This window comes from Planococcus sp. NCCP-2050 (assembly GCF_023708025.1).
In the GTDB taxonomy this organism is placed as follows: domain Bacteria; phylum Bacillota; class Bacilli; order Bacillales_A; family Planococcaceae; genus Planococcus.
Genome location: NZ_BRCX01000005.1, coordinates 57304 through 75219, shown reverse-complemented (window position 1 = coordinate 75219; position 17916 = coordinate 57304). Strand labels below are relative to the sequence as shown.

Genomic DNA, 17916 nt, shown 5'->3' with positions numbered 1-17916 from the left:
TTTTAGTTGATCGATTCGAAGGTTTCTTTAATTTCTGCGTTGCTGAAATGCCCGGGAGAGCTTTTCACAAGAGTTCCGTCAGAGCCGATATAGGCAGAGGTCGGGTAGGCAAGAACTCCATACTCATCGAAGAACGTACCGCCTTCGTCCAATAACACTTGGATATTTTCGGTGTTTTCGACGCCTTTAAACCATTTCTTAAACGATTCGCTGTCTTTCTCTGCATTTGAGCTTGGCGAAACGATGGACAATACGACAAAATCATTTTCTTCTCCAGCAAGCGTATTCAATTCTTCCATGCCGGCCAGGCAAATCGAACACCAGGAAGCCCAGAATTTCACGTATACTTTTTTGCCTGCGTATTCGGACAAATCATGGGTCTTGCCTTCTAAATCAGTGAGTTCGAAAACAGGAGCCGGTTTGCCCGGATTGGATTGCTCGGCATTTGCTACAGACTCTTCATTAGAACAAGCGCTTACTATTAAAATGAGCGACATCAGCAAGATTAGGGGGGCAATCGCTTTCATTCGGATCATCCTTTCCTGTGTAGTTTTCTTAATTATTTTGGCAAATCTCTCTCTTTCCATCATATAGCGCTTTTCAAGGAAATGATAACGAATGGACTTGATGGAAAACGGAAAAATGATAGATAAGTCAATAAAATATCAAAAGGGAATATTTCGTATAACGTGCTTCTATCTTTTGATAGGGAAATTGGAAAAAAGTTCTTTCATTTTAAAAAGGCATTCTGTTTCAGCCAAAAGACTGAATTATGATGAGATGAAAGCATTTATCTATAATTTCGATTTTCTATCCTTTAAGATGAGTAAGGAGACAACCGTTTTAGAATATCCGGGAAGGGTATTTAACATACAACGAGTAATCATCGACTTGAGGAGGAATTGGGATGGCGATAAAGATTGACAGCATATTTGAACCATATACATTTACCGCAGGATTAAAAGTGAAAAATCGCGTCATGATGGCGCCGATGACGACTTCTTCATCGGATGCAAACGGAGATGTGACAGAAGATGAATTGAAATACTATCGTCGCCGCGCGAAAAGTGGCCTGGGTGCTATCATTACCGCATGTGCACATGTCGAGCCGCTTGGGATCGGCTTTCCGAATGCGTTCGGTGCAGATTCCGACGAACGGATTGGCAGCCTGACGCGATTGGCAGATGCCATTCACGAAGGTGGAGCAAAAGCGATTTTACAGATTTACCATGCTGGCCGCATGTCGAACTCGAAATTATTGAATGGTGAACAGCCGATTTCAGCGAGCGACATTCCGTCCGTCCGCCCGAATGCTGAAACACCGCGTGAAATGTCGGAAGCCGAAATCGAAGAGTCCATCAAAGCTTTCGGAGAAGCGACGCGGCGCGCTATCGAAGCAGGCTTCGACGGCGTGGAAATCCACGGCGCCAATACGTATTTGATCCAGCAATTTTTCTCTCCACATTCCAATCGCCGGACGGATAAATGGGGCGGGGACGTGATGGAACGCATGGCATTCCCGCTCGCAGTAGTGGAATCGATCCAAGAAGCGGTAGCAAAATATGCTGAAAAGCCTTTTGTCGTCGGTTATCGGGTCAGCCCGGAAGAACGTGAAGAGCCGGGTATCACGATGGACGATACGTTAAAATTCGCTGCGGCGTTAGCCGATAAAGGAATCGATTATTTGCACGCTTCCGTCGGCAAATTCTTCGGCGGTTCGATCCGCGAAGAAGATAACCGTTCACGTGTCGTAATGCTCCAGGAGCATGTGGGCGACCGTGTTCCAGTCATTGGAGTTGGCGGTTTGCAGACGATCGACCAAGTGAAAGAAGCATTGGATGTCACTCCATTTGTTTCACTTGGACACGCGTTGATCATGGATCCCGATTGGCTGCTAAAAGTGAAGAAAAGCCAAGAGCATGAGATTTACCAAGCGCTCTATTTGAGCAAAAAAGACGAATTGGATATTCCGGAAGACCTTTGGAACACCATCGTCAACATTCCAGGCTGGTTCAAGATCGAAGATTGAGAAAAAGCTGCTCTACAAGAGGCATTCATTAGCGGATGCCTCTTTATTTGCGCTTCAGGAGAGTTTATTTGCGCTCAACAAAATAACCATTCAAAAAAGCCGGTTGCACACATGCGCAACCGGCTTTATCTTATAGGAGAAATAAAAACTGGGCAGCGACTAATGCTGCACCCCCAGCAGCAGGGAGGATTTTTAAGGAAATGATGCCCGATTTTGTCGCAACAAGCGGTTCAAATGGATCCTGTGCAGGAGAACCTAAATAGTGAAGGAACCGGTTCCACTTGCTTGCTTTCATGGGAAAGTCCGGAACTTCCACCAAGTCTTCCTGCAGCTGTGCCAGCAAAAGCGGGTCTTTATCGAATGGCTTATGATTCATCGTAAAATCCCTCCAAATCGTTTTTCAGTTGTTTCGTCGCACGGTGCAGCCGCGATTTCACGGTTCCTTTTGGAATGCCGAGAATCTGTGCCATTTCTTCTTGGGATAAATCATGGAAATAAAATAAGAGAATGACTGCGCGTTCCGTTTCAGGAAGATTGGCCACCGCGTCCCTCACTGTCATCTGTTCCGGCGGAGACAACTCTTCTTTAGAGCGGGGCACCAAAAACGGCAGAAGGGACGACAGTTTTTTGCGCCGGTTTAATTTATTGACCATTAACCGGTACGCAATTTGAAAAAGGAAACTTTTGAGCGTCCCTTTCTGTGGGTCGAACTTTTGTTTATGGTCCTGCAGCTTCATGAACGTATCCTGAGCAATATCAATGCTCAGCTGCTCATCTCGGGTATAACGGAAAATGAACGAATACAGCGGCTTTTGCATCAAGCGATAAATGCTGTCTAAAGCATTGGCATCACCTTGTTGGTAAGCCGTCATCAACTGCTCTTCAGATTTCTCCACTTCCGTCTCCCCACCGTTCTTTAATGGTTTTCAATGTAATGGAAACGCGGCTGATCAAATAGATGATGGTGACGAGCGACCAGACTTGGGATTGATTCGTAAAAAATTGCACATAAGGGTTTTCGACAGATTGCCCCGTGGAAATCAGCAGATTCAACGCTTGTATACAAATGATCGTATAAATCGCCAGTGCTAAAGTCAAGCTATCAAAAACATTCCAGCGCAAATAAACCGTTGTTTTTTTATAATTGATCTTTCGGTTCTCCCTCACAATATACTTTCTATCCATTGGTATGGCGATGCCTAAAATGACCGTCATCATTACAGCGACTACGATTAATGAAACAATCCATCCTGTTCCCATTATTTCCACTTCCTTTTTGTATGATTACTTACTATACAAATGAAAAGGGGAAAAGGTTCACCTAGATCGCTTTTTTTAGCGATGCGCGCGTTCATCCGAGAATGCGCGCGTTCAAATCAATTTATGCGCGCTCATATGAAAATGCGCGCGCCTGCAACAAAATGCGCGCGTTCAGAGAAAATTAAGCGCGTTCAGCAAATTCATTTCATAAAAAAAGCCATTTGCAAGGTGCAAATGACTTTTTCTGCCAGATCAAGCCGACGATTCAGCAGCTTGATCCGAAAGGCGCCGCTGCTTTTCTTGCCGCTTTCCAAGGAAATTGACAATAAGGACGCCGCTAATGGCGATGACGCCGCCCACGAGTGAAAGTGCAGATGGAAGTTCATGGAGCCACATCCAAGCGACGACTATCGCAACCGCAGGTTCCAAGTAAATCAAGCTGGAAACGGAGCTCGCATTCGCAAGCGATAAAGCGGTTGCCCATGTGACGTAAGCGATTGCGGCAGGGAAGATGCCGACATAAAGCGTAGACAGATGAGCTTCGATGGTGGCATTTTGTAAAGCTGAGAAAATGCCGGGTGAAAAAATCAGGAAAGGCAACGTGCCGGCCCACGTAAAGTAAGCGGTCAGCTCAATAGCAGAATAACGGGTCAACAGCGGTTTCTGGAAAACGAAAAACACGGCAGAAGCGCATGCTGCAATCAAGACCAGGACAGCACCGTTCGTCAACGTCAAGGAAGCATCGGCAGAACCGAATGCAATGAATAGAATTCCGACAAACCCGATTCCGAGGCCGATCCAACCGATTCCGGTCAATCGCTCTTTTAAAAAGAAAGCCGCGATGAGCGCCGTGAATATCGGTCCGGATCCGACGAGCATGCCGGCGGTTCCTGCAGAAATGGTCTCCATGCCGAACGTAACGAAAATATGGTAGAGGCTGATGCCGATCCAGCCAAGCAGCAAGATTCTTAAAAGATCGCTTTTTTGCGGCAGGCGGAATTTCCTTCCCGGCCATAAAGCATAAATTAGAAAAAGAATGGAAGCGACCATGAAGCGGACCAGGACATTTTGGCCGGCATCATAGCCGCCTTGCAAACTGACCCGGATGGCAGCAAATGAAGAGCCCCAAATTAGGACAGAAAATAAGGCTAATGAAAAAGCTTTCGAATTCAAAAAATCTCCTCCGGTACCGATCAATTATTGTATTTTCCTTTTCATAAAAAAGAGGAACGTTTTTACAGACAGCTTCTATTATATTCGCTAATTGTTGAAATGTCTTTGGTTTTACATTAAGGCTACAAGCATTATGGGAATTGTAATTAAGCTCGCGACTGTGCTGACGAACATCGCACTGGATACCATATCCGGGTTCATCTTAAAGTTAATGGCTAACAGTGTGGTGGTAGCAGCGGCTGGAGTGGCAGCAGAAAGCAAAAGCACCCGTGTTTCAAGGGAAGCAGCCGGATAAAGCAATAACAGCAGAAGATAGGCAATCAACGGAAAAATCGCCAATTTCAAAACGGTTGCGGTCGCAATGAACTTGATGACATTTTTGATTTGGATGGAAGCCAATGTCACGCCAAGCAGCGTCAGCATCGTTGGAATCGCCGCTTGGCCCAATAAGCCTGAAGCATTTTCAATCGATTGCGGTACAGGAATCTGAACCAGTTTCAAGAAAAGCGCTGTTAAAATGGCGATAAAGCCCGGCATCCGGATGATGGTCCGGAAAATATCTTTTTGGGAAGTTTTGTCGTTGCTTGAAGCATAGTAAATACCGGCGGAATTCATCAGAAAAGATTGCGTGACGACATAAATGATCGCGATGGCCACACCTTCATCTCCGAAGGCGAAGAGCACGATCGGCAGCCCGTAATTTCCGGTATTGGGAAATCCGCTCGCCAGCATCATGGTATTTTTATAAGCCAGTTCCCATTTGAATACAAATGCTGCAATTTGGATGAATACCGCATAACAGGCAAATAAAAGCAGTGCGAAACCGGCAATTTTGGCTAAGTCGTTCAATTCCAAAGAAGAAACCGTCACGGAATGGAAGAAAAGTGCCGGACTGAAAACATAAATGCAAAGGTCCGAAATGGATTTGGAATGAAGCGTCATGTATTTCCCGATAAAAAAGCCGATGCCCAGCAAAAGAAAAACAGGAAGGATTACATTGAGGATTTCTGCAATTACCAAAACAATCATCTCCAATAACTCATCAATCAAATTTATTTGTATGTTTATTATCATAACGTAAATTTCTAGGCGCAAACGGATAATCGAGATGATTATTCAATTGAAAAATAAAAACAAGCTTCAGGAGAAATGGAGTCCCTGAAGCTTGTTTCATTAAGGGCGGCTGGACTGCCGCAATTCATCCAAAGCGTTTTCTTGGATGATCGTATCTGAAACTTGAAGCTGTTTAGCCGCCTTGCTGATTTGTGGTTTACATCGATCAAACGGAATTTCCTCTTCCGTTTCAATGGAATAACAGGTGCCAGATCCAACCGACTCTGTGAGATCGGGCAAATAATAGACATCTTCATAGCGGAAAGAACCGTCGCGGAAGACCGTTAGATTTTCTTCCTCGTCCATCAAAGACTGCCCAAGCACATAAGGCTGGCTAATGCCAAGAATGGCTAAAATGGTCGGTGTGATATCGATTTGGCCGCCGCTTTTATCGACAGTCTCACCTTGGGCAAGCTTTGGCGGCTTGATGAATAATGGCACTTGCCGGCTGAGTTCAAACTGGTCGACCCTGGACTCGACTTCTAATTCCTTGGCCATTTCACTGCCGTTTTTTTGAAGGCCGCTGTCATGGTCGCCATAGAAGACAACGAGCGCATCATCCCAGATGTCTTTGTCTTTCAACTCTTGGACCATGGCCCCAACAGATCCATCCACATAATGGATGGTCTGGTAATAGCCTTTTAATAGCGGATCCTCGTAGCTGGATAAATCAAGGCCCCGGTCTTCTTCCGGAATTTCATACGGGATATGGCTCGTCAATGCGACAAGAAAAGCAAAAAACGGCTGTTCCAACCTTTCCATATGGCTAATGGAAGTCGTAAAGAATTCCGTATCATTCACCGCCATCCCAATTTTCTTTTCTTCCGGGTAATCTTCTTTGCTGAAAAACTGATCAAAACCGATATTTTGATAGAAGCTGTCCCGATTCCAGAAATCTTTTTCGTAAGCATGCATGGCGGCAGTGGTGTAGCCGTTTTCCTTTAAAGCTGCCGGCAGCGAATCGAATTCATTTTTTTCGTACTGCGTATAGACTGAGCCAGAACGCAGGGGCTGCAACGAAGTATTCACGATAAACTCAGCATCGGATGTTCTTCCTTCATGCGTCTGGTGATAGAAGGACGGGAAGTACAGCATTTCTTCAGTGAGCTTATTTAAATTTGGCGTCAATTCCTGGCCGTCCACTTCGTGGTGAATGACACTGCTCTGGAAAGACTCAAGCTGCACGAGGATGACATTCGGCTGCTCTTCGACAGCTTCGGTATTTTCTCCACCTTTATTGGCTTTTCGAATGAGTGATTCTTCTTCCGCTGTTACGCGATTTTCTTTGCTGAGGAGATCGATTCCGCCTTTGGCGAGATCAAGCCCATGATATCCCCAAAACCCAAATTGATAATAATCCTGCATATCGGCGATAGTGGGGTCGAGTGGTGAAGCACCTTTTACAAAATAATCCGTCAGCATCGGCACTGCGTATAATCCAATGCCGGCAGCTAACACAATACCGGCATATTTTTTCCGATTCACATTTTGGATAGAAGCATGGCGTTTTCTTGAAAACCAAATGACTGCGCCAAATAAGAGCAAGTCTGCAAAAAAGAAAAAGTCAGTAGCTTGGATCAACGTTAAAAATCCACCGCTAACATCATTTATTTGTGTGATATCAGACAGCAAGGAGATGGAGAGGAAATCTTCAAAATAACGGTAATACCATAAGTCGGAAATTAATAAAGTGCTGTGGAGAAAGAGCAGAAACAGAAGGATCCATTGCCTTGTTTTTACTTTCAATAGCAAGGTCCAGCAGGAGAGAATCAGGACAGTGGCGAGATTCAAGAGGAAAAAGCCAAATTCGAATTCAGTTCCGCTTAAAGAGCTGAATAAATAGATTTTGGAAATGGACAATATAACGTAAACGATGTAATCAAAAAAAAACATGAGAATCCCTCCGCAGCATTAACTTTCAAATTGTTGTCTTCCTCCTTACCTCTTTTAAAGGAGACAAAAACCTTTTCGGCAGAGAGATTTAGTTTTAGAGCTTAAAGGATAAGGTATAAAGAAGGGAAGAACTCTTAAAGAAACAGAGTCGCCATGGAAAAAACGATTTTATATTGAATTTTCTCCATTGGAAAATAAGCTTCAAACTATAATTCAGAAAGGACCGGTGTGAAAATGGCATCGCAACACTTTGTAGATTCCGACATCAAAGAAAAAATCGAAGAACAGCTAAGGAAAATCGATCATTTTACAGCGGTGCGCTGGGCAGCTGATTGTGCGGAGCATGTGCTTTCCTATTATGAGAAATTATTTCCGAAGGATCAGCGTTTGCATAAAGCTATAGAAGCAGCTCATTTATGGACAAAAGGTGAGTTGAAAGTAAGGGAAGCGCGCAAAGCAGCATTCGAAGCCCATGCTGCAGCAAGAGAAACGGCAGATGAGGCGGCCGCCTCAGCAGCAAGAGCTGCCGGACAAGCAGTGTCAACTGCCCATATGGCTGAACACGCAATCCATGCTTCCACCTATGCGGTCAAATCAGTCGCTTTTGCAAAAGATTTTAACGAGGATGCAGTAGCGGAAGAACGGAAATGGCAATACCAGCGGCTCCTGGAAATGGAGTGAAAGCAGATTCAGCGTAAAACCGAGAGGAGACTCTCGGTTTTTTTGTTTTTATGGACTATTTTTTCATTTATTTTTCGAACATTGAAAAAGTATAGATGAAATTAAAAGAGTGCTAGTGATAGCGCTTACATCGTTCTGTTTCCTAGCTATACTGAAAAAGAAGACGAACAAAAGATTGAAAGGGGAATGGCAATGAAAACTAAGGGGAAAAAGTTTACATTATTTCTTGTCTTGATGATCTTTGCATTGATTACTGCAGCTTGCGGTGATGAAGGCGGAGATTCAGGCAGCGGCGGAAGCAGCAACGGGCAAGTGGATGTTGGGATTGTCTTGCCGACAAAAGATGAACCAAGATGGGTTCAGGATGAGCAGCGTTTCAAAGATGCATTGGCAGAAACAGATTATTCAACTGAAATTCTATTCAGCCAAGGGTCATCTGCAAAAGAAAAAGAGAACGTTGATATTTTATTGAATAAAGGGATTAAGGTATTGATCATCAGCCCGCACGACGGGGCAGCGGCTGCAGCAGCGGTTGAATCGGCGAAGCAGGATGATGTGACAGTCATCGCTTATGACCGATTGATCACAGATACAGATGCAGTAGATTATTATGTAACATTCGACAGCTTGGCAGTTGGTGCTGCACAAGGGCAATACTTAATCGACAACGCTGAAGGCTCAGGTGTTCCTTTATACCTTTATGCAGGAGCTTCTTCTGATAACAATGCTTTCTTATTCTTCCAAGGCGCTTGGAGCGTATTGCAGCCGAAAATTGCAGATGGCACATTTAAAATTGCCAACTCAAGCGAAGCGGAAGCACTAAAAGATACAGCGGAATTATCGCGTGACCAATTGAGCAAAATTCTTGGACAAGTTACGACAAACTGGGATCCAAATGAAGCGAAGAACAAAGCACAAACTCATTTAACGGGTGTAGCTGCTGATATGAAAGGCGATGTATCCATTTTAGCGCCGAACGATGGAACAGCACGTTCGATTGCGGATGTTTTCTCTTCTGATGGAGACATCACAAATTACACGATTACTGGACAAGATGCAGAAAAAGCGTCTATTCAATACGTGATTGATGAAAAGCAATCGATGACTGTGTTCAAAGATGTCCGCACACTCGTAAAAGATGCAATCGACATGGCAGTTACGGTTCTTGATGATGGAACTCCAGAAACAACGGGTTCTTACAATAACGGAACGGCTGACATTAAAGCGAAGCAAACAGATGTTATCGTTGTCGATAAAGAAAATGTTAAACAGGAATTGATCGATTCAGAGTACTACGAAGCAAGCGAATTCACGGGGCTCGAATAGAATTGAAAAGGCAATAGCGAAATAGTGATAGAGCCCTCTATCACTATTTCGCCTTTCTGCTAATTGTTTGCTTAAAGGAGGATTATCAATGAGCGAATACATTTTGGAAATGAAAGGGATTTCCAAGGAATTTACAGGAGTTAAAGCGCTCAGCAACGTGAATTTCAAAGTGAAAAAAGGCGAAATCCATTGCTTGATCGGCGAGAATGGAGCCGGCAAATCGACGCTTATGAAAGTGCTCAGCGGCGTTTATCCTCATGGAAATTACGAAGGGGACATTATCTACGAAGGAGAAGTCCAGAAGTTCAGCAATATTAGCGATAGTGTAAAAGCGGGCATTTCCATTATCCACCAGGAACTGGCTTTGTTTCCGGATTTGACAGTATATGAAAATATTTTTGCTGGCAACGAAGTGAAGCGCGGCGCATTTGTAGACTGGAACCAGACCGTCGTTGAAGCCCAAAAAATGTTAAAAAAAGTCAATTTAAGAGTGAATCCGGAAACCTTGGTAAAGGATTTAAGCGTCGGGAGACAGCAATTGGTTGAAATTGCAAAAGCTTTGAGCAAAGAGGTTAAATTGCTTATCTTGGATGAACCGACTGCCGCTTTGAATGAAGACGACAGTGAAAATCTATTGGAATTATTGAAAGGCCTGAAACAGGAAGGCATCACGTGCATCATGATTTCGCATAAGCTGAAAGAAGTCATCTCTATTGCAGATAAAGCGACCGTCCTGCGAGATGGACAAACGATTTGTACGCTGGATGCTGCAGATGGACCGATTTCAGAAAGCATCATTATTCAAAACATGGTAGGACGCGAAATTAAAGACATTTATCCGAAACGGGCGAACAAGAATATCGGCGATAAGATTTTGGAATTGAAAAATTGGAGCGCTTATGATGTTGAATTGGGCCGCGAAGTGGTAAAAGATGTGGATTTCCATATTAAAAAAGGGGAAATTGTCGGCATTGCCGGGTTAATGGGTGCGGGGCGAACTGAACTAGCCTTGAGCATTTTCGGCAACCCGAAATCGTATAAAGTTCAAGGCGATCTTTTGCTGAATGGGAAGAAGCGGAAGTTCACCCATACAAAAGATGCGATTAAGGCAGGCATTGCTTACGTCACCGAAGACCGCAAAGGCAATGGGCTTTTCCTTCTTCAGGATATTAAAAGCAATGTTTCAGCAGCAAACTTGAAAGGCATTTCTTCAAACGGCATTTTAAACGGCAACGAAGAAATCAAAGTAGCGACAGAATACAAAAAATCCATCAACATCAAAGCATCTTCTGTCGAACAAAATGTCGGAAATTTAAGCGGCGGAAATCAGCAGAAAGTATCACTTGGAAAATGGCTGTTTGTCGGTCCAAAATTATTGATCCTGGATGAACCGACGCGCGGCATCGATGTCGGCGCGAAGTTTGAAATATACACCATCATGAATCAGATGATCAACGAAGGCTTGAGCATCATCATGATTTCTTCGGAGCTTGGAGAAGTGCTTGGCATGAGCGACCGGGTTTATGTAATGGGCGAAGGGCGGATCAAAGGCGAAATGGCCATTGAAGAAGCGAGCCAAGAAAAAATAATGCAACTTGCAACGCATTAGGAGGTAGAGTCAGTGGGTTTTATTACAGAATTCAAAACATTAATTAAAGATAATATCCGTGATTATGGAATGTATATTGCGCTTGTGGTCATTTTGCTGACCTTTACCATTATGACGGATGGTCTCTTCATGTCGTCGCGGAATATCAGTAACTTATTGGATTCTGCTGGATACATTGCCGTACTGGCAGTCGGGATGACATTGGTCATCGTTATCCGGCATATCGATTTATCTGTCGGTTTTGCTGCCGGCTTTCTTGGCGCAATCGCAGCCATTTTCCTGACGCAGATGGGGGTCTCGGTTTATATCACAGTACCGGCCATTTTGATCTTCGGTATCGTTGCCGGATTGTTCAATGGATTTCTCATCGCCCAGCTCGGCATTCCAGCTTTTGTCGCGACTTTGGCTGCGATGCTCATTTTCCGAGGCGCTTTGCTGCGGGTTACAGAGCAGACGGGAACAATCATTGTCAATGATGATAAATTCAATGCCCTCGGGAATGGATTTATCCCTTCGCTTATGGAAGTGAATGGACTGCATCTTCTTTCGCTGATCGTCGGATTAATCGGTGTTTTGCTGTATGTATACAGCGAATTCTCTAATCGGCGCAATAAAGTGAAATATAAATTTGATGTGCCGTCGAAAGGCATCTTCGCTTTAAAACTCATTTTAGTTTCAGCGGTCATCGCTTATATCACCTGGATCTTAGCAGGATATAATGGATTCTCCTGGACGGTCGTTATCATGCTGGTCGTTGTAATCATCTACCATTTCATGACGACGAAGACGGTGCTTGGCCGCCATATTTATGCGGTCGGAAGCAATCCTGAAGCAGCGCATTTAAGCGGGATCAATGTAAAGAAAATCACGTACATCGTCTTCGGTTCGATGGGGATGCTCGCTGCTTTATCCGGAATCCTGTTTACATCAAGGCTTCAATCGGCTACAACTACAGCTGGTACGTTATTTGAACTTGATGCCATCGCGGCAGCTTATGTCGGCGGTGTTTCTTCAGCCGGCGGTGTCGGGAAAGTTACCGGTGCGATCATCGGTGCCATCGTAATGGCTTCTCTGACCAACGGCATGAACTTGCTCGGTGTCGGCATTTCGTATCAATACATCATCCGCGGCGGTGTTTTGGCAGCTGCCGTAATCTTCGATGTCATGACGCGCAGAAAACGAGGTTAACTTTTAAGAGGGGCTTTTAAAGCCTCTCTTTTTGCCATCTGTCGACCCATACTTTTTGAAGAAAACCGAGTATTGTGCATCATTTCTTATGTGGTATGATAAAAAATATTGACTATTCAAAAAAGGGGATATTTCCCGTGCGAAAATTCGGCTTGGCTCTAATCGGTCTCTTATGCATCGTCTTATGTTATTTCACCTTGTTGTCAGCGGAAAAAGTTTTTCGTACGAATGGGCAATTGCCGGCCGCCGCTGGATCAGCGGAAGGCAAACCGCGCCTCATTTTAATCACTAAAAATTTGGATACACCGTTCTGGGATCAAATTGCGAAAGGCGCTCTCGAACAAGCGGAAAAAGAAGGGGCAGATCTTGAAGTATGGGGAAGCTACGGCAATAACCAGGAAGATTTCTTAGAGAAAATTGAAGTGGCTCTTTATTCAAAAGTGGATGGAATTATAGTGCAAGGATCGGATTCCGAAGAATTCAATGACTTGACGAAAGTCAAAGCCTCTTTCCATGGAATTCCCATTATTACGGTCGCAAACGATGTACCGAAAGAAAAAAGCCTGCGGAAAACCTATGTGGGATCCGATCAGTTCTTAGCCGGCAAAATGATTGCAGAGCAATTGGTGTCGGATATGGGTGCTGCCGGCAAGGTAGTGGTGATGGCCAATATGCGCCATGAATATTATCAAGACCAGCGGCTTGAAGGGCTTCGTTCCGTGCTTGACGGTTATCCTGATATTGACCTGATCCTTTCTGAAACAACGGAAGTGCGAAAAGATATCCTTGCAAAAACACAGCAAATTTTAAATGACTATCCAGATTTAGATGGGTTTATCGCTTTAAATGCTGATTTTGCGTCACCGATGATCCAGGAAATAAGCAAGCGTTCTCAAGTGGAACCTTATTATATTTATTCTTTTGATGACGGCCTGGAATCTTTGGCGTTATTCGAACAAGAAAAATTGGACGGCATTATTAAGCAAGCACCGGATACTATGGGGCGCACGAGCGTCAGTTTATTAATGGACTGGTTAAAGGATGAGGCTTTGCCGCTTGATATGGACGGCTACCTTACTGATATCCGCATGTTGAAAGTGAAGGATCAGCGATGAATAAAATACAAAAAAAAGTTTGGATGCTCGCACTCGTCGTTTTGTTTATCATGTCTGCTATCTGGATCACTTTAACTTATTACAATCAAAAGACGCAAAGCCAATACAATGATGTGCTTCAGCGCTATTTAAGTTTGAATGAAGTGACCGTCATAAGCCAACAGCTGGTGACCGATTTAAATAATTATTTGATCAAGCCAACACCGGACAATCTGGAAAAGCTGGATGCCAGCAAAAAACAGATCCATGAAGCGAAAGATGAAATTTTTGATTTGCGCAACGAAGAAAATGAATTCGCGCTGACAAATTACACGAATCTCTTAGAGAGTTTAGTTGAAACGACAGACCGCTCTCTGATGCTGCAATCCCAGCAAGAAGCAGAAGGGTCAAACGAAGAATTTTCGGAAGCCACCCGCATTTCCACTTATATTTCCGAGATGACTTTGACGATCATTGATACGGAACTGAAAACGTATGAACGCTTCTATCGGAGCATTATCGAACAATCCGAAGAGTTGAAGCAGCTGGGCATTTGGCTGCTTTTGCTGATTACGTTCGTGCTCCTTCTTTTGACTTATTGGTTTTCCATCAGCATCACGAAGCCTGTCCAGATATTGACTCAATCGGCAAATGAACTATCAAAAGGCCGGTTTGACCTCGAGATAAAAGTGGATTCCAATGATGAAATATCCTTCTTGGCTCAAACGTTTGACCGGATGCGGATCAATATCAATAACCTCATCATCGAAATTCAAGAAAAAGCGCAATTGGAGCGGGAATTGCAGCAAAATAAGCTTTTATTGCAGGAAAGCCAGCTATTGGGGCTGCAAAGCCAGATCAATCCTCATTTTCTATTTAATACCTTGAATATCTTATCGAAAAAAGCGTACCTGGAAGGAGCCGAAGAAACCAGCGATTTGCTTGTGAGTGTAGCAGGGCTGCTCCGCTATAATTTAAAGCGCTTGGACCGGCCAGTAACGCTTTACGAAGAGCTGATTGTCTTGAAGCAATACATCGAAATTCAGCAAGCCCGCTTTACCGATCGTTTAAATGTGCATATGGAAGTGGACGAATCTTGTTTGAATGTGAAGATTCCAGGCCTTACCTTGCAGCCGATTATTGAAAACGCTGTCATCCATGCAATTGAACCCGAAGAAGACGGGGGACATATTTGGTTCCGAGTCAAGGATAGAGGAGATGCGGTAGTCATTGAAATTGAAGATGATGGAAAAGGCATGTCCCGGGAAAAGATTAATCAGCTATTAGGTGAACAAAAAGTGCCGGCTGAAGGGCATTCTACAGGAATTGGCTTTGCCAATGTCGTTCAGCGTCTACGGATTTTCTATCGTGCCGAAAACGTTCTAGGCATCGAAAGTGAAGAGGGCAAGGGAACGAAAGTGATCATGACTTTGCCAAAAATGGGGGAGGAAAAACAGTATGGCTAAGCTTTTGATTGTCGACGATGAGCAGATTGAACGAGAAGGACTTGAAGCGATTTTGTCGAGGGCTTATCCGGAATTGGCAATTGAACAAGCGAAAAACGGCAGCGAAGCGGTTCGGCTGGCGGAAGAGTTTCATCCGGATTTGATCTTAATGGACATTAAGATGCCGGGGATGAGTGGATTGGAAGCCATTGAAATAATCAGCGGAAAGCATCCATCGATGAAGTTTGTCATGGTCACAGCTTTTGATACTTTCGATTATGCACGGCAAGCCATCAAACTGGGCGTCAAAGATTATCTTTTAAAACCGAGCAAAGCCAGTGAAATTGTAGCAACGGTCGGAAAAGTGCTTGCCCAAACAGAAGAAGAGCGAAAAGTCATGGCCACGAGCGAATTTCAACAAAATGCCATGCAGCAAGCTTTGACACTGGTTGAAACGGATGTGGTTACGCAATTATTATTTGACCATGTCCATGAAGTGCATTTGGATATGCTTGTTGAAATGCTCGATATACGGTCAACCAATGAAAAATTTGTCATGAGTGTTTTATTGCCTGCCGGATCGGGAGATCAATATTCAGCAATTAAAGAAAAAGTGAGAATGACGAAAAGCGGATGGGTTGGTGCATTATACGGCAGGCAGCTTCCGATTATCGTATTTAGGGAACCGGAGAAATCGTACCGTTCTCAAGCAATTTCATTGGCTCAGGAAATCCTGTCTTTGCGGAAAACAGAAGCAGAAGCCGGGTGGTTTATCGGAATTGGACAAGTTTGCGGTTCGCTGGACCAAATACGCCAATCCTATCAGGAGTCGCTGATTGCGACCATGGATTCGACATTGCCGGTCAAATACCGGTTTTATTCGGATGTGCCGATTCTAAGTGATGGGTTTAGCCCTCAATTGGCGAAACACGGCGAGAAGAAGCTGTTTGACCATATCCGTTTAGGGCAATGGGAAGATGTCAGCTATTATGCACTCGATCTCATTCAAGTCTATGAGAACGGGAGAGCGGACCTTCTGCAAATTCAACAGCGGGTGTTGGAACTGATGTGGGTCATTTCGCGGGTCATGAGCGAAGTGGGAGTTGAGACAGACACGCCGCTGTATTCTTTCCAGGCGCAAGATTGCCGGCAGCTGCGGTCAGAAACCAGCTATTTGCTGGACCGCATGAAAGAATCCTATACAAAACATTATGGGAAGTTGGAAGCGGATGCCATTCAGCAGATCAAGGTCTACATCAGCGAGCATTCGAATGAAGACATTTCTTTGGACGTCTTAGGCCAAAGAGTAGGATTGAGCCCAATTTACATCAGTAAAATGTTCAAAGAAAAATTAGGCATCAATTATATTGATTTTTTGACGGAATGCCGGATTGATAAAGCGAAGAAACTTTTGGCGGATCCCGAGAAAAGCATCAAGGAAATCACTTTTGAAGTGGGGTACCACGAACCGAATTATTTCAGTAAGGTGTTTAAGAAAAACACAGCCGTTTCACCGAAAGAATACCGTAAATCGTTATTCGGGAAAAAAGGGTTAGCGGCAACAAAGAGCTGATCTTAAGGAGAGAAATCGATGAAGCTGTCCATTTATCAAGTGCTGTCCCTTTTTCTCTTGTCGGTTTTGTGTATGGTGTGCGTTTCTGCTTGTGTGGAAGAGACGCCGGAAGAAGAGCTCTTGGCAGAAAAGGAAATGCCGGTGGAAGAATCTGATCAGATAAAGCCGGTTGAACAGCCGATTAAAATCGGATTTTCGATGGATACGCTGCTAGAAGAGCGTTGGTTGAAGGACCGGGATCTGTTTAAGGAATCTGTAGAAGAGCTCGGAGCAGAAGTGGAAATCTTGGCAGCAAACGGCAATGATGCCCTGCAGATCTTACAGGCTGAAAAACTGATCAGCGAAGGGGTCGACTTGCTGGTTATTGTTCCACATAATGCGGAGGCAACAGCAGCAGTGGTCAATAAAGCACACCAAGCGGGCATCAAAGTCGTTGCCTATGACCGGCTCGTAAAAAATGCTGAAATTGATCTGTATATTTCTTTTGATAATGAAAAAGTGGGAGAGCTCCAAGCGAAAGCCATGCTAGAAAAGGCGCCGAAAGGAAATTACGTCTATCTAGGCGGAGCAGAGACAGATAACAACGCCCATTTGATGAAAAAAGGGGTTTATAATGTATTGCAGCCATTGATAGATAAAGGCGATATAAAAATTGTCTATGATCAATGGACTCAGGACTGGGCTCCGGAAAATGCAAAGGAAAATATGGCGGCGGCTTTATCCGCTAACGGCGGAAAGGTCGATGCCGTCATCGCTGCAAATGATGCAACGGCAGGCGGTGCCATCGAAGCGCTGGAAGCCTATGGCCTGGCTAGAGAAATTCCGGTTGCGGGGCAAGATGCAGAACTTGCGGGGATTCAACGGCTCGTACAAGGCACCCAGACAATGACCGTCTACAAACCGATCAAGACATTGGCGAAAGAAACGGCTGAATTGGTCGTAGCACTCGCAAAAGGAGAGGAAGTGGCGGTCAACCGGAAAGTCCATAACGGGAAAGCAGAAGTGCCGGCAGTATTTTTATACCCTTTAAGAGTAGATGAAACCAATTTGGAAGATACCGTTATCGCTGACGGCTTCCATTCAGAAAAAGATATTTACGGACCGTAACAATAAACAAAAAACCCTCGCATTATCCAGAACGAATGGAGAATGCGAGGGTTTCTGTTTCTATATCGCTGCGCTGGCTGCGAAACATGAAAAGAGTTGCCCCAAATTACTTTTGGGACAACTCTTTTTTCAGGCTGTCGAGAAACTCTCGGCAGCTTTTTTCATTCCGCTTCAGCCGGACGCTTTCCGCGGGCTTGCGCCGAGCCGCTTCGTCGCTGCGCTCCTGCAGGGTCTCGGCCCTTCGCTTTCCCGCAGGAGTCGCCGGCTTCCGCTATGCAAGACGCCGAGAGCGTCCGTCTGTCCAAGAGCAGGCTTTCCTGACAGCCGCCACGCAAAACATCAAAAAAATGGCCCTCCTTCTGGTCAGGAGGGCTTAAAAAATCAGCAGCTTTCATTTTTGATAACCTGCCAAGTTCTTTTCTAAT

General features: G+C 44.5%; 17 protein-coding genes. 10 read left to right on the top strand and 7 right to left on the bottom strand.

The features are described 5' to 3' along the window. Nucleotides 1-2: 2 nt before the first annotated feature. Nucleotides 3-527, bottom strand: coding sequence for a TlpA family protein disulfide reductase (locus tag NFU07_RS14575; protein ID WP_251479320.1), 525 nt, complete (start codon nt 525-527; stop codon nt 3-5). Between the two features lie 380 nt (nt 528-907). Here NFU07_RS14575 and NFU07_RS14570 point away from each other — a divergent pair, with 380 nt between their 5' ends. Continuing rightward, complete coding sequence (locus NFU07_RS14570) at nt 908-2029, top strand: NADH-dependent flavin oxidoreductase (RefSeq protein WP_251479318.1); 1122 nt, start codon at nt 908-910, stop codon at nt 2027-2029. Between the two features lie 130 nt (nt 2030-2159). Here the strand turns inward: NFU07_RS14570 and NFU07_RS14565 are convergent, their stop codons facing one another. From NFU07_RS14565 to NFU07_RS14540, 6 genes are all read right to left on the bottom strand, one after another. Then, a complete protein-coding gene (locus tag NFU07_RS14565) occupies nt 2160-2405 on the bottom strand; it encodes a hypothetical protein (RefSeq protein ID WP_251479316.1) in 246 nt (81 codons plus the stop codon). Beyond that, nucleotides 2395-2901 (bottom strand): RNA polymerase sigma factor, encoded by a 507-nt coding sequence (locus NFU07_RS14560; RefSeq protein ID WP_251479578.1) that lies wholly within the window; start codon nt 2899-2901, stop codon nt 2395-2397. Before NFU07_RS14560 ends, NFU07_RS14565 begins: the two co-directional genes overlap by 11 nt. Before the next feature lie 10 nt (nt 2902-2911). Continuing rightward, a complete protein-coding gene (locus NFU07_RS14555; protein ID WP_251479315.1) occupies nt 2912-3289 on the bottom strand; it encodes a group-specific protein in 378 nt (125 codons plus the stop codon). A 252-nt stretch (nt 3290-3541) separates the two neighbouring features. Beyond that, nucleotides 3542-4462 (bottom strand): DMT family transporter, encoded by a 921-nt coding sequence (locus NFU07_RS14550; RefSeq protein WP_251479313.1) that lies wholly within the window; start codon nt 4460-4462, stop codon nt 3542-3544. Nucleotides 4463-4573: 111 nt separating this feature from the next. Beyond that, nucleotides 4574-5491, bottom strand: coding sequence for an AEC family transporter (locus tag NFU07_RS14545; protein WP_251479311.1), 918 nt, complete (start codon nt 5489-5491; stop codon nt 4574-4576). A gap of 144 nt (nt 5492-5635) precedes the next feature. Then, complete coding sequence (locus tag NFU07_RS14540) at nt 5636-7468, bottom strand: LTA synthase family protein (RefSeq protein WP_251479309.1); 1833 nt, start codon at nt 7466-7468, stop codon at nt 5636-5638. A 234-nt stretch (nt 7469-7702) separates the two neighbouring features. On the opposite strand from NFU07_RS14540, the gene NFU07_RS14535 reads away from it, so the two are divergent. The 9 genes from NFU07_RS14535 to NFU07_RS14495 all read left to right on the top strand — a co-directional run bounded on the left by NFU07_RS14535 (nt 7703) and on the right by NFU07_RS14495 (nt 17915). After that, nucleotides 7703-8149 (top strand): putative immunity protein, encoded by a 447-nt coding sequence (locus tag NFU07_RS14535; RefSeq protein ID WP_251479307.1) that lies wholly within the window; start codon nt 7703-7705, stop codon nt 8147-8149. Nucleotides 8150-8341: 192 nt separating this feature from the next. Next, nucleotides 8342-9475 carry a sugar ABC transporter substrate-binding protein gene (locus NFU07_RS14530; RefSeq protein ID WP_251479306.1) on the top strand — a complete coding sequence of 378 codons (1134 nt, stop codon included), beginning with the start codon at nt 8342-8344 and terminating at the stop codon, nt 9473-9475. 88 nt (nt 9476-9563) lie between these two features. After that, nucleotides 9564-11084 (top strand): sugar ABC transporter ATP-binding protein, encoded by a 1521-nt coding sequence (locus tag NFU07_RS14525; RefSeq protein WP_251479303.1) that lies wholly within the window; start codon nt 9564-9566, stop codon nt 11082-11084. Between the two features lie 12 nt (nt 11085-11096). Next, the gene (locus NFU07_RS14520) at nt 11097-12272 is read left to right on the top strand and encodes a sugar ABC transporter permease (RefSeq protein WP_251479301.1); all 1176 of its coding nucleotides are present in this window, start codon (nt 11097-11099) and stop codon (nt 12270-12272) included. A 137-nt stretch (nt 12273-12409) separates the two neighbouring features. Further along, nucleotides 12410-13387: a sugar ABC transporter substrate-binding protein gene (locus NFU07_RS14515; RefSeq protein ID WP_251479299.1), complete on the top strand. Its 978-nt coding sequence runs from the start codon at nt 12410-12412 to the stop codon at nt 13385-13387. After that, nucleotides 13384-14832 (top strand): sensor histidine kinase, encoded by a 1449-nt coding sequence (locus NFU07_RS14510; RefSeq protein WP_251479297.1) that lies wholly within the window; start codon nt 13384-13386, stop codon nt 14830-14832. Before NFU07_RS14515 ends, NFU07_RS14510 begins: the two co-directional genes overlap by 4 nt. Next, on the top strand, nt 14825-16384 hold the full coding sequence (locus NFU07_RS14505) for a response regulator (protein ID WP_251479295.1): 1560 nt from the start codon (nt 14825-14827) through the stop codon (nt 16382-16384). The genes NFU07_RS14510 and NFU07_RS14505 overlap by 8 nt, the downstream gene beginning before the upstream one ends. 18 nt (nt 16385-16402) lie before the next feature. Next, on the top strand, nt 16403-17491 hold the full coding sequence (xylF, locus tag NFU07_RS14500) for a D-xylose ABC transporter substrate-binding protein (protein WP_251479293.1): 1089 nt from the start codon (nt 16403-16405) through the stop codon (nt 17489-17491). Next, nucleotides 17421-17915: a hypothetical protein gene (locus NFU07_RS14495; protein WP_251479597.1), complete on the top strand. Its 495-nt coding sequence runs from the start codon at nt 17421-17423 to the stop codon at nt 17913-17915. The genes xylF and NFU07_RS14495 overlap by 71 nt, the downstream gene beginning before the upstream one ends. Nucleotide 17916: the final 1 nt, after the last annotated feature.